This is a genomic window from Paenibacillus sp. NPDC058367, from assembly GCF_042723305.1.
In the GTDB taxonomy this organism is placed as follows: Bacteria; Bacillota; Bacilli; order Paenibacillales; family Paenibacillaceae; genus Paenibacillus_AQ.
Genome location: NZ_JBHXIZ010000001.1, coordinates 403,545 through 426,503, shown reverse-complemented (window position 1 = coordinate 426,503; position 22,959 = coordinate 403,545). Strand labels below are relative to the sequence as shown.

Annotated in this window: 24 protein-coding genes; 19 read left to right on the top strand and 5 right to left on the bottom strand. The window is 42.8% G+C overall.

The window, feature by feature from the left end; translation table 11 throughout:
* Genes ACFWMP_RS01950 through ACFWMP_RS01935 form a run of 4 tightly spaced genes read left to right on the top strand, consistent with a single transcriptional unit; the run spans position 1 to position 3,622 of the window.
* Positions 1–1,008, top strand: a complete 1,008-nt coding sequence (locus ACFWMP_RS01950) for a FecCD family ABC transporter permease (RefSeq protein WP_042187611.1) — start codon at positions 1–3, stop codon at positions 1,006–1,008.
* A complete protein-coding gene (locus ACFWMP_RS01945) occupies positions 1,001–2,038 on the top strand; it encodes a FecCD family ABC transporter permease (protein ID WP_231573437.1) in 1,038 nt (345 codons plus the stop codon). The genes ACFWMP_RS01950 and ACFWMP_RS01945 overlap by 8 nt, the downstream gene beginning before the upstream one ends.
* Before the next feature lie 19 nt (positions 2,039–2,057).
* Positions 2,058–2,858 (top strand): alpha/beta hydrolase, encoded by an 801-nt coding sequence (locus ACFWMP_RS01940; protein WP_379421775.1) that lies wholly within the window; start codon positions 2,058–2,060, stop codon positions 2,856–2,858.
* A gap of 20 nt (positions 2,859–2,878) precedes the next feature.
* The gene (locus ACFWMP_RS01935; protein WP_379421774.1) at positions 2,879–3,622 is read left to right on the top strand and encodes an alpha/beta hydrolase; all 744 of its coding nucleotides are present in this window, start codon (positions 2,879–2,881) and stop codon (positions 3,620–3,622) included.
* A 77-nt stretch (positions 3,623–3,699) separates the two neighbouring features.
* Here ACFWMP_RS01935 and ACFWMP_RS01930 read toward each other — a convergent pair whose 3' ends face one another.
* Complete coding sequence (locus ACFWMP_RS01930) at positions 3,700–4,233, bottom strand: SRPBCC domain-containing protein (protein WP_340969101.1); 534 nt, start codon at positions 4,231–4,233, stop codon at positions 3,700–3,702.
* Between the two features lie 18 nt (positions 4,234–4,251).
* Entirely contained in the window at positions 4,252–4,584 is a 333-nt protein-coding gene (locus ACFWMP_RS01925) for an ArsR/SmtB family transcription factor (RefSeq protein WP_341125390.1), read from the bottom strand.
* A 342-nt stretch (positions 4,585–4,926) separates the two neighbouring features.
* Between ACFWMP_RS01925 and ACFWMP_RS01920 the strand changes: the two genes are divergently transcribed.
* From ACFWMP_RS01920 to mnhG, 7 genes are all read left to right on the top strand, one after another.
* A complete protein-coding gene (locus ACFWMP_RS01920; RefSeq protein WP_231573438.1) occupies positions 4,927–5,565 on the top strand; it encodes a universal stress protein in 639 nt (212 codons plus the stop codon).
* A 126-nt stretch (positions 5,566–5,691) separates the two neighbouring features.
* Entirely contained in the window at positions 5,692–8,556 is a 2,865-nt protein-coding gene (locus ACFWMP_RS01915; RefSeq protein WP_339248552.1) for a Na+/H+ antiporter subunit A, read from the top strand.
* Positions 8,556–8,894, top strand: a complete 339-nt coding sequence (locus ACFWMP_RS01910) for a Na(+)/H(+) antiporter subunit C (protein ID WP_379421773.1) — start codon at positions 8,556–8,558, stop codon at positions 8,892–8,894. The genes ACFWMP_RS01915 and ACFWMP_RS01910 overlap by 1 nt, the downstream gene beginning before the upstream one ends.
* Complete coding sequence (locus tag ACFWMP_RS01905; protein WP_042187623.1) at positions 8,891–10,369, top strand: Na+/H+ antiporter subunit D; 1,479 nt, start codon at positions 8,891–8,893, stop codon at positions 10,367–10,369. The genes ACFWMP_RS01910 and ACFWMP_RS01905 overlap by 4 nt, the downstream gene beginning before the upstream one ends.
* Before the next feature lie 5 nt (positions 10,370–10,374).
* On the top strand, positions 10,375–10,848 hold the full coding sequence (locus tag ACFWMP_RS01900; protein ID WP_042187625.1) for a Na+/H+ antiporter subunit E: 474 nt from the start codon (positions 10,375–10,377) through the stop codon (positions 10,846–10,848).
* The gene (locus tag ACFWMP_RS01895) at positions 10,848–11,141 is read left to right on the top strand and encodes a Na(+)/H(+) antiporter subunit F1 (protein WP_042187626.1); all 294 of its coding nucleotides are present in this window, start codon (positions 10,848–10,850) and stop codon (positions 11,139–11,141) included. Before ACFWMP_RS01900 ends, ACFWMP_RS01895 begins: the two co-directional genes overlap by 1 nt.
* Positions 11,116–11,520 (top strand): monovalent cation/H(+) antiporter subunit G, encoded by a 405-nt coding sequence (mnhG, locus tag ACFWMP_RS01890; protein ID WP_042187627.1) that lies wholly within the window; start codon positions 11,116–11,118, stop codon positions 11,518–11,520. Before ACFWMP_RS01895 ends, mnhG begins: the two co-directional genes overlap by 26 nt.
* A 113-nt stretch (positions 11,521–11,633) precedes the next feature.
* Here the strand turns inward: mnhG and ACFWMP_RS01885 are convergent, their stop codons facing one another.
* A complete protein-coding gene (locus ACFWMP_RS01885; RefSeq protein ID WP_042187629.1) occupies positions 11,634–12,011 on the bottom strand; it encodes a PilZ domain-containing protein in 378 nt (125 codons plus the stop codon).
* Positions 12,012–12,130: 119 nt separating this feature from the next.
* Positions 12,131–12,712: a TetR/AcrR family transcriptional regulator gene (locus tag ACFWMP_RS01880; protein ID WP_379421772.1), complete on the bottom strand. Its 582-nt coding sequence runs from the start codon at positions 12,710–12,712 to the stop codon at positions 12,131–12,133.
* Between the two features lie 325 nt (positions 12,713–13,037).
* On the opposite strand from ACFWMP_RS01880, the gene ACFWMP_RS01875 reads away from it, so the two are divergent.
* Positions 13,038–14,201: an MFS transporter gene (locus tag ACFWMP_RS01875; protein ID WP_379423472.1), complete on the top strand. Its 1,164-nt coding sequence runs from the start codon at positions 13,038–13,040 to the stop codon at positions 14,199–14,201.
* Positions 14,202–14,370: 169 nt separating this feature from the next.
* Here ACFWMP_RS01875 and ACFWMP_RS01870 read toward each other — a convergent pair whose 3' ends face one another.
* The gene (locus ACFWMP_RS01870; protein WP_379421771.1) at positions 14,371–15,861 is read right to left on the bottom strand and encodes a 4-hydroxyphenylacetate 3-hydroxylase family protein; all 1,491 of its coding nucleotides are present in this window, start codon (positions 15,859–15,861) and stop codon (positions 14,371–14,373) included.
* 298 nt (positions 15,862–16,159) lie between these two features.
* On the opposite strand from ACFWMP_RS01870, the gene ACFWMP_RS01865 reads away from it, so the two are divergent.
* From ACFWMP_RS01865 to ACFWMP_RS01835, 7 genes are all read left to right on the top strand, one after another.
* Positions 16,160–16,537: a BlaI/MecI/CopY family transcriptional regulator gene (locus tag ACFWMP_RS01865; protein ID WP_042187637.1), complete on the top strand. Its 378-nt coding sequence runs from the start codon at positions 16,160–16,162 to the stop codon at positions 16,535–16,537.
* A 5-nt stretch (positions 16,538–16,542) separates the two neighbouring features.
* On the top strand, positions 16,543–18,780 hold the full coding sequence (locus ACFWMP_RS01860; RefSeq protein WP_379421770.1) for a M56 family metallopeptidase: 2,238 nt from the start codon (positions 16,543–16,545) through the stop codon (positions 18,778–18,780).
* Positions 18,781–19,009: 229 nt separating this feature from the next.
* Complete coding sequence (locus ACFWMP_RS01855) at positions 19,010–19,339, top strand: PadR family transcriptional regulator (protein ID WP_042187640.1); 330 nt, start codon at positions 19,010–19,012, stop codon at positions 19,337–19,339.
* A complete protein-coding gene (locus tag ACFWMP_RS01850; protein ID WP_052404266.1) occupies positions 19,332–19,685 on the top strand; it encodes a DUF1048 domain-containing protein in 354 nt (117 codons plus the stop codon). The genes ACFWMP_RS01855 and ACFWMP_RS01850 overlap by 8 nt, the downstream gene beginning before the upstream one ends.
* A 12-nt stretch (positions 19,686–19,697) precedes the next feature.
* On the top strand, positions 19,698–20,642 hold the full coding sequence (locus ACFWMP_RS01845) for an ATP-binding cassette domain-containing protein (protein ID WP_379421769.1): 945 nt from the start codon (positions 19,698–19,700) through the stop codon (positions 20,640–20,642).
* Positions 20,639–21,403, top strand: a complete 765-nt coding sequence (locus ACFWMP_RS01840; RefSeq protein WP_042187644.1) for an ABC transporter permease — start codon at positions 20,639–20,641, stop codon at positions 21,401–21,403. Before ACFWMP_RS01845 ends, ACFWMP_RS01840 begins: the two co-directional genes overlap by 4 nt.
* Before the next feature lie 233 nt (positions 21,404–21,636).
* Entirely contained in the window at positions 21,637–22,890 is a 1,254-nt protein-coding gene (locus ACFWMP_RS01835) for an MFS transporter (protein ID WP_339803238.1), read from the top strand.
* Positions 22,891–22,959: the final 69 nt, after the last annotated feature.

Sequence of the window (22,959 nt, the reverse complement as noted above, 5' to 3'; positions counted from 1 at the left end):
ATGAATACAAAAAATTGGAAAGTTATATTGATCCTATCAACTTCTCCATTATTCATCGTATTAGCAATGGTTGTATCCGTCTTATATGGTGTTAAGGATATTGGAATAGTAACAATCTGGCAGGCGATTACACACTTCGATGCAAATAATGTGGACCACAACATTATTATGACATCTAGATTACCGCGTGTAATCGCCGCTTTATTAGTTGGAGCGGCACTGGCTGTTTCAGGGGCGTTAATGCAAGGCGTTACACGGAATTATCTTGCATCACCATCGATTATGGGAGTAAATGACGGATCGGCATTTGTTATTACGTTGGCTATGGTGTTTTATCCTGGATTATCGAATGTTCATATGATTCTTTTATCCATGGTGGGTTCTGCTATCGGAGCGGGTTTGGTTTTCGGATTTGGCTCATTGGTCAAAAACGGCTTATCTCCAGTCAGACTAGCCATTATTGGTACTGTAATTGGTACATTTTTAAGTAGTATTGCCTCAGCAGTAGCGATGTTTTTTCAAGTCTCACAAAATGTTAGCGTTTGGTATAGCTCGAAAATACATACTGTAAATCCAGATATGCTAATATTGTCCATTCCTTTTATTATCGTTGGTCTGCTCTTGGCAGTTAGTATTTCTAAATCTGTAATGGTTGCCTCCCTAGGGGATGAAACGGCGATTAGCTTGGGTCAACGGACAAAATGGGTGAAGATTATCAGTATTTTATCTGTTATATGTCTGACCGGGACAGCAGTGGCCTTAGTAGGTAAGATTGCCTTTGTAGGTCTAATCATTCCTCATATTACACGTTTTATCGTTGGTATCGACTATCGTTTCATCATTCCTTGCTCAGCAGTCATTGGGGCTGTTTTTTTAGCATTTTGTGATGTCTTAAGCCGGTATATTAACTTTCCGTTTGAGACGCCAATTGGCGTTGTGACAGCCTTTATTGGAATCCCGTTCTTCCTTTATTTAATTCGGGTTAAAGGGGGAGAGCAACGTGGATAGAGGCAGAATACAGTTTAGTCGCTATATATTGACGCTATTAGCTTTTATCCTGCTAACACTTGTGGCGGGGTATTTTCATCTAACGAATGGCGCTTTTGATATGTCTGTCATGGATGTGATAAAAACACTGCTGCGAATAGATCCCAATCCTAAATTTGACCTGGTTATTTTTCAATTTCGACTACCACGGATCATTATTGCGTCATTAGTAGGCATAGGTCTGGGGATGGCTGGAACGGTCATTCAAGGCATTACCCGAAACGGGCTGGCTGATCCAGGCATCCTTGGAATTAATGCCGGTGCCGGAGCTGCCATCGTTGCATTTATGTTTTTCTTTCAGATGTCAGGGGTTACTTTTTTTAAAGAAAGCTGGTTTTCGATACTAGCCATGCCTCTCTTTGGTTTTGTGGGGGGGCTTGCCGCAGTTGTGGTTATCTTTATTTTCTCTTGGCGGAATGGTGCACTTGATATGCAACGTTTGATATTGACAGGGATCGCGATAAGCAGTGGTTTTGGGGCGTTATCGTTGTATCTTTCTCTAAAAATGAATGCAAGTGATTATGAAATGGCTGCGGTGTGGAGTGTCGGAAGTATTTACAGCGCGAATTGGACTTATATCATAATGATCACGCCTTGGGTGCTGATTTTAGGATTTGTGATGTATCGAAAAAGCTATTTGCTCAATTATTTTCAATTGGAGGATTCCAGCACAAAAAGCTTGGGGATCTCCGTAGAAAAAGAAAAGCTGATCTTTCTGTTATGCAGTGTGGGGATTGTAAGTGTCTGTGTATCTGTATCCGGTTCTATAGGTTTTATAGGATTGATGGCTCCTCACATCGCCAGAAGATTAGTAGGGATTAATCACCGTTATATTATGTTATCCAGTGCAGTGGTTGGGATGTTCTTGCTGGTGATCTCGGATTATTTTGCCAAAACATTATTTCAGCCAGCAGAGTTACCTGTGGGAATAGTCGTTTCGATTATTGGCATTCCCTATTTCTTATATTTATTAGCCAAGTCAAGAGTGTAGGGGAGAGTGAGCAGCACATATGTCAACACAAGTTGAACTCGAACGCACAGAATCATGGAAGCTAGAATCTCAGTATATGGGCTACACGTATGATATAAAGGTCTCAATTCCGAGAGAAGAGGCCCCTGAGAATGGATTTCCCGTCTATTACATGCTCGATGGTAATTCATATTTTCAATTGGGCCGGGATGTCGTGAAATTGCAGTCAAGAAATGCGCCGAAAACTTTGATTGTACCAGCTATCGTGATTGGCATTGGGCATTATGGTACGGATGATGAGGTCTCCAAAAGAAGATTTTATGATTTCACGCCTCCTGCGAAGCAGTATGTATATCCGGATCGATTGAAAAATGCTGACATAGGACCACATGGTGGTGCTGAAAAGTTACTATCTTTTTTAGAGTTAGAGTTAATGCCCCTGGTCTCTGAAAAATATAATATCGATCAGCATAAACAAGTTTTGTTTGGTCACTCATTAAGCGGGTTGTTTGTCCTCTGGACGCTGTTCACTCGTGCCGAGCTATTCCAGTATTATTTGGCCTCTAGCCCCTCGATTTGGTGGAATGATCATGAAATCTTGGCGTATGCGGGGGCGTTTTATAAGAAGGGTCAAACGATAAGATCCGAGAAAAGAAAGCTATTGATCACAGTGGGCAGTGAAGAGGCGTTTATGGTCGATGATGCTAAAGGATTATTTTCAAAATTGTGTGAGTATTCTTTGCCTGATTTGCAGGTTGAGCATTACATAGCGCCAGATGAAAACCACGCATCAGTAGTTCCGACTATCATGAGCAGAGCGTTCCGTATGTTGAATTGTTAAGGAAGGGGCTATGATGCAGGATGATGTTAGGAGAACTTACTACTTTTGAACATATTGGGCGGCAAATTACTGTGTATCTCCCTAAAGCATATCATTTGTTTACTGAACGAAGCTTCCCGGCGGTTTTCTTACAGGATGGCGATTTCTTGTTCAAAGAGTCGATTGCTGATATAGAAAGGGATGTGGAGGAGGGGATTACAGAGCCGGTTATTTTTATCGGGATTGATTCTCAGCTTCGTAATGATGAATATACACCTTGGGAAATGCCTGCACTTTTTAAGGATTGGTCCTTTGGGGGCAAGGGGGATGATTATTTGGATTACGTATATAAGGAACTGGTCCCGCATATAATTCGTTCCTTTCGCATCTCTCATGAGCCGGGCAAATTGGCATTAGGCGGTGTATCACTAGGTGGGTTAATAAGTATGTACGCGATGTACAAGACAGAGTCTGTTTTTGATAATTTTATATTCATATCCGCGTCTGTGTGGTTTAAAGATTTTATACATTATATGGAGACTTCAAAGTTAGATAGAGAATGCAAAGTCTATATGTATGTAGGTGAACAGGAAGGTATCCAGAAGACTAATGCACAGAAGGACATGGTGCCTAATAGTAAACGTGCTTTTGATATTTTAAAAGAGAAGATAGATGGAGCTGATCAGCGGGTGATGTTTGAGACAGATCCATTAGGCACGCATAATGACACGTTTTTTCTGCAATATTTTCCGAGTAGCATCAGGTTCTTATTTCCCACAAAATGAATAAAAGGACGAGCAGGAGAGAGTATCCTTGCATCGTCCTTTTTATCTTATTTTATCTTATCTTATCTTATCTTATCTTAGCTATGCTTCTGTATATTCTCAAGATGTACGTCCAAATTATCAAAGGTTTGTGAAATACCCGGTAGCATCCCCATATCAATCACTTGTTGTAACGCTTCTGGAGAAGCGTATTTACCGGTGTTAACCAGCTTCGTTTGACCATCCAGCTCGATAAAATCTAGTTGGACTAGTGTCTCGGGCAGATCTTTTGAAATATTACCTTCGGCATCTGAGAACCCGTCCGTGTAAATAATTTGCTCTGGAATCGAAATTTCCCCATAAATTGCCTTACCCCAAGACTCCATACCGTAGAAATCTCCCTGACTCTTATCCTCGCACTTCATGCAATAATGCCAAGTACCTCCTGGACGGAAATCGACATGGCATACGGGAAGTGTCCAACCTTTTGGCCCCCACCAATGCTTCAAATGCTCAGCCTCAGAAAAAGCTTTAAAAACTAGCTCACGTGGAGCTTTAAAAATACGCTCTAATATTAGAGTGCTGCCTTCAACTTTGGATACTAGTTGGTTGGTTTGGTTAGAATTTGTCATTGGATAAATCCTCCTCGTTTACTTTTCATTATCTAATTCCTTGCTTTGTAGCTTCTGCAAATAATCATCCAGTCGATCGTAGCGTTCCTCCCACATATGACGGTAGGATTCTAACCAAGTGTCTAATTCCTTAAAAGGGTCAGGGCGGAGCTTGCAAATGCGCCGATTAGCAACAGCTTGAACTTCAATAAGGCCTGCATCACTGAGAACACGCAAATGCTTGGACGCTTGAGGCTGACGCAACTGAAGACTTTCTGCGATCTCTCCAACGGTTAGGGGATTCTCGCGTAATAGTTCAACGATCTGCATACGATTAGGCTCTGCTAAAGCACTCATTACGTTAGTATTCATAAACAATCATCACTTCGATTCATTGATTTGATTCGGATTTCATATGACGGGCCATGATGGAGCGACTCAACAGGCCTACTTCCTTGTATTTCCTGTTTGCATTTACAATATACCATTAAGTGAATATTCCTGTAAAGGGATATTTAAATTTTCATTGTATGATAACTTCAAAAAAAGGGCATAGTACAAGCATCACGTAGAAATATGTTCCATGATAACCATTAAACTTTACAAAAAACATAGGAATAGATATAATTAAGTATAACTTATCGGTTTTAGATTTACGCAAGGGGCCTAACGCCAGTAGGCTCCTTTTGTATTTCTTGGCCATGTTACAGGAGGGTGAAGGTCATACACAATGAAAAGATTATGGTTTGTGTTCATTATGGTCCGCATGGGGAACGTTTAATCCGACGTGGTGTGCAACTATCTGAAATAATAGGGGCCCCATTGTTTGTATTAAATGTCGATAGTTCGGACAATGATGAATATAATCAGAGCAAAGAAATGTATATGACGGTTTGGAAACGTCTTGCCGATGAAGCTGGCGCAGAATTTATCATTCGGAAACGTGAAGGCCGAAAAACAACTGATATTATTGTAGAAGTAGCTGAAAAGAATGAGGTTACACAGATCGTCATTGGACAATCTGCTCAGACTCGATGGCAGGAGCTTACCAAACGCAATTTCATCAATGAACTCATTGGTAAAATGAAAATGATGGATCTGCATGTAGTCGCCGTTCAACGGATGCGCGCCGGGCTGGAAGAAACCCATGAGGAAGGCGTAATCGCCTACCTGGTCAAAATCGGGGATGAGTATCAGCTCAGTGATGAACCTAAGGGAGAGTATTCGCTTAAAGGAAAGTTCTTTCACGAATTACACACAGAATTTGAGAACGGTTTATTCAGAATTGAGCAAGAAGATGGAAAGGCTAGATATTTGCATATTTGTGATGGCACATTGACCGATTCTTTATAATCGGCGTGCCCTTATCTTCATGAGGGCCTATTATTAAGGGCCCTTCCAATCATATGATCTTTGGCTTTTGGTAAAAAAGTAAGTACTAAAGTTCACAACTTGATAAGCTCAAGTGGAAAAGGAGGACTGCCTTTGCTGCATGTAATCATACTTGTTCCGTTTCTAATGGCCTTAGTAATCGCACTTTTGACCAAGAGAGCATCCAACCTTCATAGAGGATGGCTTGTTTTCCCCGGTTCACTCGCTTTGTTTGTATATTTTTTAACCCGGATTCCCGTTATTAAGGGAGGGGATTTGGGATATGAAACCGTTTCATGGATTCCTTCCCTAGGCATTGATTTGGTTTTCCATCTGGATGGATTAAGTTTACTGTTCGCTTTGTTAATCACTGGAATGGGTAGTCTTGTAATTATCTATTCGATTTATTATCTAGACAAGCGAAAAGAAGCGTTGACCCCTTTTTATATTTATTTAATGTTGTTTATGGGAGCGATGCTTGGCGTTGTGCTCTCGGATAACTTGATGGTGCTATACGGTTTTTGGGAATTAACAAGTGTCTCGTCATTTCTGCTGATTGCTTTCTGGCATCGGCGGCAAAAATCGCGGTATGGTGCTCTTAAATCTATGTTGATTACCGTATTTGGTGGTTTAGCGATGTTTGCCGGCTTTTTAATGCTGTATGTGATGACAGGCACCTTTAGTATTCGGGAAATTTGGAGCGAGGTTGGCGATATTAGTGAGCATGCGTTGTTTATTCCAGCGATGCTATTAATTCTATTAGGTGCATTCACCAAATCAGCGCAGTTCCCGTTCCATATCTGGCTGCCGGATGCCATGGAGGCACCGACACCCGTCAGCGCATATCTTCACTCAGCAACGATGGTTAAAGCTGGATTGTATCTTGTCGCCCGTTTCAGCCCTATTTTTGCGGGGCAATATGAGTGGTTCTGGGTTGTGTCAGGCGTCGGTTTGATCACCTTGATTTATGGCTCTATCCAGGCGATGAAGCAGACGGACCTGAAGGCTCTATTAGCCTATTCAACGATTAGTCAACTTGGACTGATTATGGGATTGCTAGGAATGGGATCGGCAGCGGCATTTTATGCAGGGGAAGATTCAGTCTTTTACACTGCTGCAACAACAGCGGCTATCTTTCACCTTATTAACCATGCCATCTTTAAAGGCTCTTTGTTTATGATGGTCGGTATAGTTGACCATGAGACGGGTACCCGCGATCTGCGAAAGCTGGGCGGACTGATTTCCATTATGCCGGTTACCTTTACGGTAGCGATGATCGGCAGTTTCTCCATGGCTGGTTTGCCGCCATTTTCAGGATTTTTAAGTAAAGAGATGTTTTTTACAGCTGTCCTGAATATCCGAAACTTGGATATATTCTCTATTCCCTCGTTGTTTACGCTCTTCCCGGTTTTGGCCTGGATTGCCAGCGTGTTTACTTTTGCATACAGTATGATTTTGGTATTCCACACCTTTTTCGGAAAATATCAGCCTGAGAAGCTGGACAAAAAACCGCATGAAGCCCCATTTGGACTTCTGCTTGCCCCGTGCCTGCTAGCAGTGCTGTCTATATTTATCGGTTTTTTCCCGAATATATTATCTAATACACTTATTATCCCTGCAATGAATGCTATTCACCCTATCTTGCAGACCGGGGAACCTTTTGTTGTGAATATCCATTTCTGGCACGGCTTTACACCAGAAGTATGGATGACACTTGGTGTTGTGATTCTTGGTATTACTGTATACCGAATCTATGGCCGCTTAAGTCTGGTCGATAAAGAATGGGGCAGTGGCTACACTTTAAATCAAGTCTATGACGGAGTAATCCGGCTGGTTGAGAAATTGTCTAGATGGGTGACTAGTTCTTATATGACTGGTTCCATGAGACATTATTTAATGTATATTTTTTCCTTCTTGATCGTAACGATTTGCGGTGTCGTCTGGTATTCAGATGGAATTACACTTGGTACGACTGAGTATACTCCTTTTTCTTTGTTTGAGGTTATTGCTGTAATGGTTTTGCTTCTAGGTGCTTTAGCTATTCCGTTTGTGCGTTCCAGAATAACAGCCATTTTGTTAACAGGAATGGTTGGTTATATGGTTACTTTGCTCTTTGTTCTGTTCAGAGCTCCTGATCTGGCGCTTACGCAAATGATTGTTGAAGTGGTATCTGTTACATTGTTCCTATTATGTTTCAGGCATTTGCCTAGGCTGGAAAAAGAGAAGCTCAAACCTCGTGCGCATTTCCTGAAACTAATTATTTCCATCGGGATGGGCGTAACGATGACATTGGTTGCACTTGCTGCTCTAGGCAGTAGTCCGTTCGAATCCATCTCGAAATATTATGTGGAGAATAGCTATACTTTGGGTGGCGGTAAAAATATTGTCAATGTTCTGCTCGTTGATTTCCGCGGCTTTGATACCATGTTTGAAATAACAGTACTAGGCCTTGCCTCACTTGCTATTTATTCCATGATCAAGCTGCAGTTGGATGGAGAGGGTACAGCAGACCAACTGAAGAGGGTTGTTCCCTATAATAAGCCTCGTTATTCCCGAAGTGATGATGTGTTACTGCAAGCGGTAGCTAAAGTAGCATTCGTTATCATTCTGATATTTTCGTTGTTTTTGTTTTTTGCCGGTCATAATAATCCGGGAGGCGGATTTATTGGGGCTTTGATGGCTTCTGCAGGTTTGGTGCTACTTGCTATTACTTTTGGGATGGATATGGTTGAGAAAGTGCTGCCTATTAATTATCGTAAGTTAATTGCGATCGGGATTTCGATTGCTTTTCTTACCGGGGTTGGCTCATTTATATTCGACGTACCCTTCCTGAGCCAAAATTTTGGGTATTTCCAATTGCCGCTTATGGGCAAAACAGAATTAACCACTGCAATGTTCTTTGATCTTGGTGTTTATCTAGCTGTTATTGGTGTCACTATGAATATCATACTTACGATCGGGAGGGATAGCTAATGGAGCTTGTTGTTGCCTTGGCGATCGGCGTATTGTTTACCGTAGGTGTTTATCTAGTCCTTTCCAAAAGCTTGCTACGCATCCTGCTGGGTACTAATTTAATTACCCATGGTGTTCATTTACTGCTACTGACAATGTCGGGTCTCAAGACAGGTGCTCCACCTTTGCTAGGTGAAAAAGCGGAGGCGTATGTAGATCCGTTACCGCAGGCGCTCATTTTGACCTCTATTGTAATTAGTTTTGGAGTAACAGCATTCTTCATTGTTTTGGCATACCGGACTTACCGTTCGACGGGCACGGATGATGTGGAAGGAACCAAGGAGGAGAGACAACGATGAACAACTTGCTAGTGCTGCCTCTGCTGATTCCGGCCTTTACGGCAGTTATACTGATTTTTCTAAAAGACCGAGTGGATCTGCAACGTATTATCAGTGCCGTCAGTGTGTTTTTAAATATCTTGGTTGCTGGAATCATTGTGTACCAGGTAAGTACAAAGGGCATCCAGACCCTATATATGGGTGGATGGCTTCCACCTTATGGCATTGTGTTTGTTGCCGATATGTTTGCGGCTTTACTTGTGCTAGTCGGTGCTATTGTTGGTGCGGCATGTCTATTTTTTTCCTTCGCCAGCATTGGGGAAGAAAGAGAAAGGTTTTATTACTATCCGTTTTTCCATTTTCTATTAACTGGGGTATTTGGCTCCTTTCTCACCGGAGATTTGTTTAACTTGTTCGTCTGCTTTGAGGTCCTGTTAGTTGCCTCGTACGCTTTAATTGTACTTGGTGGCTCCAAAGGTCAACTGAGAGAGACGTTAAAATATGTATTAGTTAACGTGATTTCCTCTTCCTTGTTTGTAGCAACGCTTGCTTATTTATATGCCGCGACAGGAACACTGAATATGGCACATCTATCTATGCGTGTAGCAGAGGCGGGACAAGGCGGTGTAATGAACGTCATTGCGGTCCTGCTGCTGATCGTATTTTCGATAAAGGCAGGTTTGCTGCTCTTTTTCTGGCTTCCGGATTCTTATAGTGCACCACCTGTGGCTGTTAGAGCACTGTTTGGAGCATTGTTAACGAAAGTGGGATTGTATGCCATTACACGTACCTTTACATTGATTTTTATTCAAGAACCGGGACTCACCCATTCACTGATTGCCTGGATGGCGGGAGCGACGATGATCCTTGGTGCAATCGGTGCACTGGCTTACAACGATCTGGGGCGGATTTTTAATTATAATATCATCATCAGTGTTGGATTTATTGCTTTTGGGATTTCTGTCGCGACTCAGGATTCGTTAAATGGTGTAGTGTTTTATTTAATGCATGACATGGTTGCCAAAGCATTATTATTTTTCCTGGGCGGGATGATTATCTCAGCATCGGGCACCGACCGCTTAAAAGAAATGGGTGGTTTAATCCGACGCTATCCGTGGACCGGCTGGATGTTCTTCGTACTGACTTTGGCGTTGGTTGGTGTTCCACCACTTAGTGGTTTCGCTGGAAAAGTGATGATGGTGCGTAGCGGATTTGGACAGAATCATGTGGCTCTGGCACTAATTGCACTTGCATCAAGCTTCATAGTGTTATATTCCTTGATCAAGGTATTCCAGCAGGTATTCTGGGGTGGCGAGAAAAGGGAAGAACAAGTCAAACCGCTTCATTATAAAGCTATGATGGCACCGGCAGCTGTTCTGTTCGCGATTGTAATTCTGATGGGTGTAGGTGCTGAGACGGTAAACGGATATGTCAGCCAAGCCGGAGCCGTACTGGCCGATCCAGCATTATACATTAACGCTGTCATGAAGGAGTAGATACTATGGCTTTTCAACTATTATTGAATTTCATGATAGCATTCCTGTGGATGTTTCTGCACAATGATTGGACTGGGCCACGTTTCGTCATTGGTTTCCTGCTCGGTATACTCATTCTGCTCGGAATGCGACGCTTTTGGCCCAGGTTATATCTTGGAAAAGTGTGGGCGATCATTAAGCTAATCCTGTTGCTGCTGCGGGAGCTGGTCGTTTCTAGTTATGTAGTGGTAAAAGCCGTTCTAAGACCGGAGCTTAATATACGTCCAGCTATCCTCAAATATACTACAGAGCTGAAATCAGATTGGGAAGTGGCAACGTTAATCACGATGCTCTGCCTCACTCCTGGATCGGTGGTGCTTGAAGTGTCGGATGATAATCGGACATTGTATATTCACGCAATGGATGTTGATGACCCTGCACAGTTCAGGGCAAATATCCGTGATACCTTTGAGCGAGCGATACTGGAGGTGACCCGCTAATGATTCATTTTATTCTTATGCTATCCATTACAATCATGGCTTTAGCTATAGGCGTATGTGCTTGGCGTTTGGTGAAAGGACCTTCTTTACCTGACCGAGTCGCTGCATTAGATACGATTGGAATTAATCTGCTAGCAATGGTGGCCGTGTTATCTGTCTTTCTCCAAACGCAGGCTTTTATAGAAATTATTTTATTGATTGGAATTCTTTCCTTTATTGGAACGACAGCCTTTGCCAGATATATCGAAAAGGGAGTGGTGCTAGAAAATGGAAATGATCAAGACTACAGGTGAGTTGCTGTTTGCCTTGTTAATTCTTACAGGGGCATTGCTTAGCGCCGTTAGTGCTATTGGTTTGATACGGCTACCTGATGTTTATCTAAGATCACATGCTGCCGCGAAGAGTGCCACTCTCGGTGTGTTATGTGTCTTAGTTGGGGCATTTCTATATTTTGCATTTTTTCAGAATCATATTAGTGCAAAGCTATTACTAGGAATTGTCTTTGTATTTATAACTGCACCTTTATCCGCCCACCTAACAGGTAGAGCGGCATATCGCTCCGGTGTTCCTCATTGGGATCGAAGAATTCAGGATGATTTAAAAGAGGTGCTGGAGAAAGAGCAAGTTATACCAGTAACCCCTGAACGAGATATACCTCAAGAACAAAGGTAGAAGTGTTAGGAATTATCTTGATTTTCAATAACAGCAGCAAAAACTGTAACAAACCCGCGTCTACACGCGGGTTTGTTTTTTTATTAATGGAGTACTATTCTTTTGTTAACATCTCAACGAACCAATATTTTACCTTCTCCAGCGAGCCTGCGTAGCACCCTCGGAAGACACTCAATGTCAGCTTCAGGTATGTCTAATTGAATACCGTAATGGAAACAGTCCTGCTGTTCTCTATTCCATTTTAGAATTCCTTCTAAGTAAATAGATTCATCCGTAAGATTCATTTCCATACCAATCCGTACCAGGTTATTTTCTGGATTAATGTTGAGGGGTAACGATAAGTGGCAGCCTGTTCGACTGATGTTGAACAGTACAGCTCTTACAGGCTTAGAAGGAACCTGGATTCCGTTAATACTAAGAATATGAAGATCAAGGGTTACAGGTTCTTTAAGGGTATATCGAAAAGGTTCAGTTCTGCGATTAGTGTTCATATGCTCCTCCATACTTTTCCATCTACTATAAATTATCGACAGGAAAACAGGATTAGTGAAGAGTTATTAAACATATTAAAGTTTCAAAGTTACAAAAGCTGCATATCTAATTTTTGATTTTATCGTAACAATGTAAGTATTTCTTTTACAGAATTATCTACAAATGATCTTTCAGGACGGGATTTCATGATCACAGTAAGTCCAATTAATGATATGACTAGTGTCTGCGCTAAACTTTTTGCGTTAATAGTTGAATCAAGCTCACCTGAGCGCAAACCCCGATCAATCGTTTCTTGAAATATTACCGAGAGATACGTCTGGTGTTCTCTTGTCAGGAGCTCAAATTTCTCATCGTGGGGTGAAAGTTCAACCATCGAATTAATGCAAAAGCATCCCCAGTTCGGATGTTGTCCATATTCTTTTGTCACTATATTTTCGAAAAAGTCACGGAATGCCTCTTTAACAGAAGAATTGTTTTGAAGCTTGTTACGAACATAGGCAGCATGAGAACTCGTATATTTCCGCAACGCAGCTTCAAATAGTCCTTTTTTATCCCCGAAGGTAGAGTAGATGCTAGGCCGCTGAATACCCATTCTTGATGTCAGGTCGCTTAAAGAGGTAGCCTCGAACCCTTTTTCCCAAAATACTTGCATAGCTGCATCCAATGCTTTTTCCTCATCAAATTCACGTGGTCGAGCCATACTAACTCCCTCTTTTCATATCGAACGGTATGATATTATTTTATGGTTTGAATATTATTATGTCAATAAGAAATGAACGTATAAATAGTCGGATTCTAATTTTTGGTTGTTCTATAAGCTAATCTCTTGACAGTTATCTTTTTTTAGAGTTATATTTGTCAAACGTAATTACGTACTGATTGGTATGTAATTTATGAATTTGATAAAAGTTAATCAGGAGGCGTTATTTTTGGGGAAATCTGTTGAGGAATCGAAAGCTATTATAGCGGATCAAACAGTCAAAAAAGCTGAGAAAGTACAAGGAGGGTTTAGAGCGTCGGAACCAGTGCCTGTATCAATAATATCTCGTAATGTGGCACTTTTATTTTCCGTCGCCTGCGGAATAGTTGTTGCTAACATATATTATGCGCAACCTTTACTGGACGCTATTTCGAACGAGTTTGGTATTTCTCATTCATTCGTTGGACTTGTTATTACAATCACTCAAATTTTTTATGCACTTGGACTGTTATTACTAGTGCCTCTGGGTGATCTATTAAATCGGCGTTGGCTGATCGCTGGACAGATGCTCCTATCCGTATTGGCTTTAATTGTCGTTGGTACTGCCACCAGCAGTATAGTGTTATTCATAGGTATAGCAGCGGTTGGGTTTCTTGCCGTAGTGACACAGACGCTCGTTGCATTCGCGGCAACTTTGGCTGCTCCAGCCGAACGTGGGCGTGTCGTTGGTGTTGTGACAAGTGGAATCGTAATTGGTATTCTACTGGCGCGAACTTTCGCTGGCGTATTAATGGATTTAGCAGGTTGGCGTTCTGTCTACCTTGTTTCAGCGGTATTAACACTAATCATGGCATGTGTATTGTTTCGGGTGTTGCCACATTATGAGCATAAAAGAGAATCATTATCTTACCTACAGCTGATTCGTTCAATGTTCACGTTGTTTGCTCAGGAACGAACTCTTAGAATCCGTGCTGCACTAGCCATGATGATTTTTACTGCTTTCAGTATATTATGGACATCTCTAGTATTACCTCTCAGCGCCCCACCGTTTTCTCTTTCACATACTGCAATTGGAGCGTTTGGTCTAGCAGGTGTTGCAGGCGCGTTAGCAGCAGCGCGAGCAGGTCGCCTCGCCGATCGGGGTTTAGGGCAGAAGACCACAGGTGTAGCCTTGATTCTTTTGCTCATATCATGGTTGCCAATAAGTTATGTTCAACATTCTCTTATTGCATTAATCGTTGGTATTATCCTTCTTGATCTTGCAGTACAAGCCGTACATGTCACCAATCAGAGCATGATCCTTACTTTGCGACCTGAGGCACGCAGTAGGCTTACTGCCGGTTACATGATTTTTTATTCCATTGGCAGCGCCACTGGGTCGATCGCATCTACGAGTATCTATGTTTACTTTGGCTGGAACGGAGTGAGTTTGTTAGGTGCAATTGTGAGTGCTCTGGCTCTTCTTTTTTGGTTATTAACAAAGGAGTAACTGAAGGGATGAATATTCGTGCTGAAAAAATTGTAACACTGATCTCGTATAATTAGGTGCGATTTCTAAGTCTTAACGCTCCAGCCAGGGCTATAGTATTTCATGTCACCTGGCCGTGGGAGCAATTCGAAAAGTTCAATTCAACATGAAAAATATACAAAAAGAAAGCTCAATTAGAAACTACATCTGTTGTTGAATTAGGGAGGGGGTCTTCTGGTGAAATAAATTCGTGAATGATTTGACGGAAGTATTCATGATTATCGTAGCTATTGTACATACGCCAGGCCATTGTTTCTGAATTCCCAAAAAATAACCGCTCAAATTGGGTTTGGCGGCCACCGAATGCACCCGCTCCCAGTTCCCATGCGACCCGGAATAAGGCATTTCGGTACCAAGCATCCGAGACATTACCCTTCAAATACTGATGGAGGTATGAACCGGCACTTGAACTGAAGTCCGATTCAGAGATGATCATGATAAGCCCGCTTGAACTGAGATTTTGAACCATTTCAACCATCTTCGGATAAAACTCTGAAAAGTGAATGGTTGAAGCTAGAAGGGGGCCTTTATCAGGAACAAGAAATCCAAATTTATCGTGGGATGCTCCTACTTCAGAAGCGAGTCTTAACGCTTTGAATGTTTCTAGAAACGTCAGTATTCTTGAAATCGGCAGAATGGTGAAGGACTCGAGCTCAGCATTTTGTTCTTCTGCCAAAGATTCTAGCACACCGAGAAAGAACTCAGTCTTAGCAATATAGCGGGTGATGATTTGGTGACCCATATGGGTATGAAAGTGACTCTCACCGAACAATCGGGCACAGTAGATCTCATCTCCGTAATAAAATATTCGATCATGTGGGATGAGTACGCGGTCAAATATAACAAGCGTATCCATTTCTTCATATCTAGAACTTAAGGGATGGTCGTAAGTAGATGTGGCTGAGTAACTTTCACGGCAAAAAAAAGTCATCCCAGGCAGATCATTAGGTACTGCAAAGGCAAATGCGAAGGGATTATCATCATCTACAAGGGATGGTGAAGGCGTAGGGAATACTAGCATTTCATCGCATGTAGCCCCTTGTGTTGCCATCATAAAAGCACCGGTCACAACCATCCCTTCATCATTGATTTCTACAACTTTAGCTGCAATTGAATCCTCAGTAGCATCAATTTGACCGGATATTTTACTTGCTTGAGGCTGGATGAATGCATGGGATAAAGTTATGTCATGATCTCGGCAGTAGGCATAGTATTTCCTGAGGTTCTCAGCATATTTCGGATGAAGGTCCTCAAGGATATCGGCAGCAGTAAACAGGGACATGATTGCCGTATTCATATAATCTGGGGAGCGTCCTAAAAAACCGTGATGTCTGTTTGACCAGAGTTCAATCATTTTTCTTCGACGTTCTAAATCATCAACACTTTTGGGTGGGAGAAAAGATAGACCAACAAGCTCTCCAGTATCAGGCGAAGGGTAGGTCATCTGCGCTAAATAACGTTCGTCACACTGCATGTTGTACAATTCGGCTTGTGTTTGTATGAGGCCTTGAAATGCAGGATGTTTGGATAATGGTCCTTCGATACGCGTCCCTTTGTACCAAATATTGATATTTTGCTGATCGATTCGTTCGATGTATTGATTACCATTTTTAATAGGCACACATTCCACCTCTTTGGAGAGTTGTATTAATATTTTTAATGTACGTAATCATAATTCTTCTTGTACATTGTCCATACACCGGGTCAGTGAAGGGGCCAACCTTAATTTAAACTATAAAAAGAGGATATTCACAATTATCTCCCCAAATATAGTGTTCTGCACTAACCCCACATCTGCATTCATTGTTAATAGTGATTCGTATTGTTACTTATGGTTGACATAAACGAGACTTACTTGTATATTTTTTACATTGGATTACAAGTGTAGTCATTCAGTAGAAAGAAAGGCGGATAGGATTATGTCTACGGAAATTCCAAAAATCTCGGATGCCGAGTGGGAAGTAATGAAGGTGCTGTGGACTGGAGCCCCGCGCACGGCAGGAGAGATTGTTGAAGCTCTGGAGGGCAGCCGGGACTGGAACCCAAAAACGGTGCGGACGCTGATTAAGCGTCTGACGGAGAAAGGGGCTATCGGTTACAACCAGACAGGAAGAGTGTATTCGTATTACCCACTGGTGCGGGAAGAGGAATGCGTCCAATCGGAGACACAATCTTTTCTGAAGCGGATCTACGGTGGAACGCTGCGCCCGATGTTAGTCAACTTTTTACAGAATGAGAAGCTGTCCCGAGAAGATATTGAAGAATTGAAGAGAATTTTGGATGAGCGAAAGGACTGAGTCGCTTGCTGGAAGCTGCATACAATCTGTTCGTTAAGATATTGTCACTATCCGCTATGGCGAGCGTGCTGGCTTTGCTGATCCTGGCAACCCGTTTCTTGATCAAGAATAGATTAAAACCGACCTGGACGTATCTTCTGTGGATACCGCTGATCGTGAGGTTAGCCGTCCCTTGGACACCGGAAAGTGCGTTCAGCATTTTTAATTTGTTTCCGCTGGAGACAGAATCAGCTCTGACTTTCAATATTCCTTCTGCGCAGCCGGATGTAGGTGATTTGCCTGTGTCCGGGATGAACATTCAAGAGGTGGACTCGACCAAGGTCGCTGAAATAACAGGAACAGGAACTTCAAAGCAAGCCGAGAGACCAGATAGTATGACACTGGTGACTCCGGAAATCTACGATCCTTATGAGACATTCAATACAGGCTGGACGCCGATGCATTTGCTGGTTCTGATCTGGCTTAGCGGAGCAGTGGTAATGATAAGTCTGTCGGTTCGTGAGCAGCTGCGATTCACGGCACGGGTTCGACGGGAACCGGAGATCCGTTCCGCAGATATCCTGTGGTTGTTCGAAACGTGTCAACGAGAGATGAAGGTAAGGCGCCCAGTGAAGCTGGTTGAGACGAAGCAGATTGCCGTGCCCACACTGCTTGGTGTGATGCGCCCCAAGCTGCTGCTGCCGACATCCATGTTGCACACGCTGGAGGCAAACGAACTGCGTCATATATTTCTGCATGAGCTGGCGCATGTGAAACGTCGTGATATTTCGCTGAATCTGCTGACAGGACTGCTGCTGGCCCTGCATTGGTTCAATCCGTTGCTTTGGTATGCCGTTAGCCAAATGAAACGGGATCAAGAGGTCGCCTGTGATGCGCTGGCTTTAAAGCATCTTGCATCGGAGCACCACAAAGACTACGCACGGACTCTTCTTAAACTATTGGAAACATTGACCGATCCAATCCGAGTGGCTGGTGCGGCCGGCATTTCAAGCAGCAAGAAGGAAATGAAAAGAAGGATAACCATGATCACCAGGCATAAAAAAATCACTGTACAAAACACGGTGTTGGGGTTAGCAGTAATTATGGTCTTAAGTGGCTGTACCTTGACTGGGGCAAAGCTGAGTTCTACGTCAGCCCCGGAGAAGAGTGTTGTTATCCCATCAGCTTCTCAGGCTAAAGATTCAACTGCAATCGATCCCGAAGGAACCCTATTAGCGGAGAAGAACGGAATTACTGTAACTGCAAAGCCCACGGCTGAGCATGCACTTTTGCATGAAGTCACGGTTGATGTGCGCGGTGAGGTTAACAGAACGTTTTTGTGGAATGCCGGCGAAGATGAAACGCGGCCTCCTTCCATTGAAGAAGCCGATCTTAACGGGGATGGTACCAAAGAAATCTTTATTCGTATTACTACCGGTACTGGAACAGGGCTCTCAATGAGTGAGATTCATGTGCTCCAGCCTGTCACTCTGGAAGAGCTTGTGGTAGAGGAACCGGTCGAGACGCTAAATCGGAGGCTGAAATCCTCCATTACACACCGGAATAACCACACTTACGTATCCGCTGAACTAGACGGAAAGCATTTGACTAAAGTGTATGATTACACTGAGGGGGCTTGGGGCGAGAAGATTGGATTTGGCGCCGTAGTTTCGTATGAGCTTGATGGGGACCGTATTGTAGCTCGTTTGGCAGGTGCAGCATCCATCTCTGAGTTTCCGCTTGAAGTTATTGTCGTTTACGGCAAGGAATTGACCATTGAGAGTGTACAGATGTACTATGGCTCGTTTATTTCTCCTCCGCTCAGTGAACAGGATATTAAGTCCTTGCTGGAAAAAAAGCTTCCAGCTAGCGGCTGGACCTTTGGTAAAAAAGGCGATCAATACACGATTAATTTTATGGATCCACCGAATGGCGTAGGGGAAGGCCTTAGCTATAAAATTAATCCGCTTACCGGTACGGTTCATGATACAACTTCTGGCAGTCCAGTGAGAAGCCTTGTGAATCGAGAAGCGATAGATCTGTGGGACATATCTAACGGTACGGAATACAAGAAGGAGCTGTATAAGTTACTTCAGCCAATCTTTGATACAGAAGGCTTCGAGCCAATAGATGAGGATTGGATTTCCGGCTTTATTGGAGATGGTTATTTGTTCAGTAATGTTAGGCAAGGCGGCAGGGAGTTCACGATAAAAGTGGATGTCTTCACTGGTCAATGGGAAGAAATTGCTGACCCGTATAAATAGTTTTGTCGATGTCGAAGAACCTCGTAACAATAAAGAAAGCCCGTGCCCAGCGCGGGCTTTCTTTATTGTTACTGACTTAAAGCAAATGCTTTCCACTCATACCAAATCCAGTCCCTACTGCTGTCGTATTTATTTTCAGCAATCCGCTTTTCCTCCTATTTACAATTCCGCTACTCGGTGTTACTATATAGTGGTACTAAGCAATACAGAGTAGCATTGGAGGATTTAAATGGATAACCTAACAGAAATGCTGAAAGGAGTTTTGGAAGGCTGTGTACTTGAAATCATCAGCCGGAAAGAAACCTATGGGTATGAAATCGTAAAAACGCTAAATGCGCTCGGTTTCGAAGATGTTGTTGAAGGAACGGTCTACACCATCTTGATACGGTTAGAAAAAAATAAACTCGTCGATATCGAGAAAAAACCGTCCGAAATAGGACCACCAAGGAAATTTTATAGTTTAAATGAAGAGGGATGGCGGGAACTGTCCATGTTTTGGGAGAAATGGGGATATGTTTCGTCAAGACTTACCCAACTGAAGGAGGATAGCCGTGTATAAGAACATGCTCGCTAAATTTAAAGATTTACGTGAACAAAAAAAGGCTTATAAAGAGTGCGTAAAACGTTCAAAAGCGCTCCCGAACGATTACCGAGAAGTTTACAATATCGCATCGCGCTACATGCTGAACTTCTCAACTAACGATTCTAGCGTCATCAACCTGTTTCCCGAAATGCTTGACATGTTTGAGATGGGAGCTGCTGAAGGTCGAGATGTTCTGGAGATCGTAGGGAATGACGTAATGGCGTTCTGTGACGGGCTGCTCGAGGACGTTTCCGCTCAGACTTGGACAGGGAAAATGCGAGCCAAAATGAACGAGTCCATTCACAAAAAACTTGGAAGATAGGGGGGGATTAGGATGACATCGAATAATTGGGCGATTGAAGTAATAGGCCTCAAAAAATCATATAAGAACGTGGAAGTGTTGCGGGGGGTGGACTTCACTGTTCAGAAGGGTTCAACTTTTGCTCTTCTAGGGTCCAACGGCGCGGGTAAAACCACTATGATCAAAATTCTTGCCACCCTGCTCCAGCCCGACAACGGAAGCGCAAAGATTAATGGAGACGACGTAACTAAGCAACCAGAGCAAGTACGTAAGGAGATCAGCCTGACAGGCCAAAGCGTCACCGCTGACTATATCCTTACCGGACGCGAGAATCTGCGAATGATGGCCAAACTCCGCCATTTGCCCGATCCTGACAAACAAGCCGAGGAGTTATTACGTCGTTTTGACTTGCTCGATGCCGCCGATCGCCGAATATCCACGTATTCCGGAGGGATGTGTCGGCGCTTGGATTTGGCCATGAGCTTATTAGGTAACCCTTCGGTCATTTTTCTCGATGAGCCGACCACCGGACTTGACCCGCAAGCGCGTCTTGCTATGTGGGATATGATCAAGGATTTAGCGAGATCAGGTGTCACTGTTTTTTTAACTACGCAGTATTTAGAGGAAGCTGACCATCTAGCTGATCAAATTGCGATCTTACACGAAGGTCATATCGTGGCAAGCGGCAGTCCCGCGGAGCTAAAAAATAGATTGCCTAAGGGTCATATCGAGCTTCGATTCGACAATAAAACAACGCTAAATCAAGCACAAGATCTGTTAAAGGAATTTACCGCGACTGCAGATTCGAACAATCTCACGCTCTCCGTCATTACAGACGGAAGTACGAGACAGATGATGCGTCTGCTAACGAAAGCAGCGGAAGCTGACATAGAAATTGCCGAGTTTGCGCAGAAACTGCCCTCGCTTGAGGATGTTTTTCTCGCGATCGTCACTAGCAAAAAGGAGGACTCCCGATGAAATTCATTCATTTTCTAGGCGATACCGCCGTCATGAGTGGGCGTGTCATTCGCCATTCCACACGTAGCATCGACACGATTATTACCGTCATCGCCATGCCGATCATGATCATGCTGCTCTTTGTTTACATCTTTGGCGGAGCGATGAACACCGGTGATGTAAGCTATATCAATTATATTGTGCCCGGAATATTGCTCTTTTGCATTGCTAGTGGCGTAGCTTATTCTTCTCTTCGTATCAATAACGATCTCACAAAAGGCATATTCGAGCGTTTCCATTCCATGCCGATTGCAAAAGCCTCTATTCTAGGCGGTCATGTGGTTGCTTCATTAGTTTTTAACGTCATTTCCTTGCTTGCCATTTTCCTTGTTGCCTTCGGAATGGGATTTCGGCCGAAAGCGGATGTGCTCGGCTGGGTATTAGCCATTGGTATTTTGTTGCTTAGCGTACTTGCGTTTACTTGGATTGCCGTCACCTTCGGCTTGCTTGCTAAGTCATTCGAAGGAGCAGGAGTGTTTTCTTACATTTTGATGTTACTTTTATTCGTTAGTTCTGCCTTTGCGCCGACCGACAGCATGCCTTCGGCTATACGCGTATTCGCAGAATATCAGCCCATGACACCGCTTATCGAGAGTATTCGTTCTCTTTTACTCGGAGGAACGGCAGATAAAACTACGCTTGTGGCGGTATTATGGAGTTTAGCAATACTTGCTTTTTTCTGGGCTTCCGCAATGCGAGTGTATAAACGGAGAATGAAATAGACGTAAAAAAGAGCCGGTGGCTTCTCGAAAGAGGGGGATACCGGCTCTTTGTGTGCACAGGCTAATTTTAAGATGCTGGCTGAATGGTGGGGTGAATATTTCTGTGCTATTCTAGAAATGTGATTTATATAAAATTTTTGTACATAGAATTAGAAGTACCGGATTTGGTAATTAATTTTAATAGGCGAATGGGGAATGAAGGATATTTTTTAAAAATGGGGGAGTAAGTTATAGTGATACCAAACGAAGCACAAAACAAAAAACATTGGAAACGGGATATAATTATCTTTCTAAGTAGTCAAACATTTTCGTTATTCGGTTCTGCTTTAGTTCAATATGCTATTATGTGGTACGTTACGCTTACAACAAAATCAGGTATGATGATGACATTATTTATTATTTGTGGATTCATTCCTACCTTTTTATTATCACCGTTTGCAGGTGTATGGGCGGACCGTTTCAACCGGAAATATCTTATTATGATAGCAGATGCCATGATTGCCTTTGTTACACTGATTTTAGCCATTACATTTTTGCTTGGTTATGATGAGATATGGTTGTTGTTCGCCATTGCTGCAGTTCGTGCGCTCGGAGCTGGGGTTCAATCACCTGCGGTTGGGGCAATATTACCTCAAATTGTACCAGAGGATAAGCTAACGAAAGTAAATGGGATTAACGGAAGTCTTCAAGCACTAATGATGTTTGTTGCACCTATCGTTAGCGCGTCATTGCTTTCATTGGCAACAATTGAGGTCATTTTCTTTATCGATGTTATCACAGCGGCGATAGCGATCTTTACATTATCTTTCTTTTTGAAAATACCGTTGCATAAAAAAGCGACTGATAAACAAACGACAAGCTATTTGGACGATTTTAAACAGGGTTTAAGCTATATTAAAAATCACAGCTTTCTCAAAACTTTTTTCATTTTTTTCGCCTTTTTCTTCGTATTGATGGCACCGGCTGCATTTTTAACACCGCTACAAGTGACACGCAGCTTCGGAGATGATTATTGGCGATTAACAGCCATTGAAATTGCTTTTTCTATCGGTATGATGGCTGGCGGAGCAATTATTGCTTCATGGGGCGGCTTTCGAAACAAAGTATATACAATGACTTTTGCTAGCTTAATTATGGGTGTATGTACGTTCGCTTTGGGTATTGTACCTGTTTTTTGGATCTACTTGGTTATGATGGCTATTTTCGGCGTAGCTATGCCCGTCTTTAATACACCGACAACCGTAATGCTACAAGAGAAGGTAGATCCGGATTACTTGGGACGCATATTCGGAGTCTTTGGTATGATATCGACTTCCATGATGCCAATCGGAATGCTGATATTCGGTCCGCTCGCAGATGTAATTGAGATTGAATGGCTCCTTGTTGGAACAGGGGTGTTAACTGTAATACTGTCCATTATCTTCATTCGAAACAAACGTTTAGTTGAAGCTGGGATGCCTTTAATACAGGAAGCATCACAAGAGTAGAATTTTGCTAGAAGCGAGAACTTAAAACCCTTGTGTAGATAAAAAAAGAAGCTCTCCTAAAGTTCGATT

Bases quoted from the DNA above. Each gene is read 5' to 3' on its own strand.
- ACFWMP_RS01905 (WP_042187623.1), top strand. From the start codon at position 8,891: ATGAACAACTTGCTAGTGCTGCCTCTGCTGATTCCGGCCTTTACGGCA.
- ACFWMP_RS01895 (WP_042187626.1), top strand. From the start codon at position 10,848: ATGATTCATTTTATTCTTATGCTATCCATTACAATCATGGCTTTAGCT.
- ACFWMP_RS01935 (WP_379421774.1), top strand. From the start codon at position 2,879: ATGATGTTAGGAGAACTTACTACTTTTGAACATATTGGGCGGCAAATT.
- ACFWMP_RS01950 (WP_042187611.1), top strand. From the start codon at position 1: ATGAATACAAAAAATTGGAAAGTTATATTGATCCTATCAACTTCTCCA.
- ACFWMP_RS01855 (WP_042187640.1), top strand. From the start codon at position 19,010: ATGGATAACCTAACAGAAATGCTGAAAGGAGTTTTGGAAGGCTGTGTA.
- ACFWMP_RS01900 (WP_042187625.1), top strand. From the start codon at position 10,375: ATGGCTTTTCAACTATTATTGAATTTCATGATAGCATTCCTGTGGATG.
- ACFWMP_RS01865 (WP_042187637.1), top strand. From the start codon at position 16,160: ATGTCTACGGAAATTCCAAAAATCTCGGATGCCGAGTGGGAAGTAATG.
- ACFWMP_RS01845 (WP_379421769.1), top strand. From the start codon at position 19,698: ATGACATCGAATAATTGGGCGATTGAAGTAATAGGCCTCAAAAAATCA.
- ACFWMP_RS01840 (WP_042187644.1), top strand. From the start codon at position 20,639: ATGAAATTCATTCATTTTCTAGGCGATACCGCCGTCATGAGTGGGCGT.
- ACFWMP_RS01930 (WP_340969101.1), bottom strand. From the start codon at position 4,233: ATGACAAATTCTAACCAAACCAACCAACTAGTATCCAAAGTTGAAGGC.
- ACFWMP_RS01880 (WP_379421772.1), bottom strand. From the start codon at position 12,712: ATGGCTCGACCACGTGAATTTGATGAGGAAAAAGCATTGGATGCAGCT.
- ACFWMP_RS01910 (WP_379421773.1), top strand. From the start codon at position 8,556: ATGGAGCTTGTTGTTGCCTTGGCGATCGGCGTATTGTTTACCGTAGGT.
- ACFWMP_RS01925 (WP_341125390.1), bottom strand. From the start codon at position 4,584: ATGAATACTAACGTAATGAGTGCTTTAGCAGAGCCTAATCGTATGCAG.
- ACFWMP_RS01885 (WP_042187629.1), bottom strand. From the start codon at position 12,011: ATGAACACTAATCGCAGAACTGAACCTTTTCGATATACCCTTAAAGAA.
- mnhG (WP_042187627.1), top strand. From the start codon at position 11,116: ATGGAAATGATCAAGACTACAGGTGAGTTGCTGTTTGCCTTGTTAATT.
- ACFWMP_RS01940 (WP_379421775.1), top strand. From the start codon at position 2,058: ATGTCAACACAAGTTGAACTCGAACGCACAGAATCATGGAAGCTAGAA.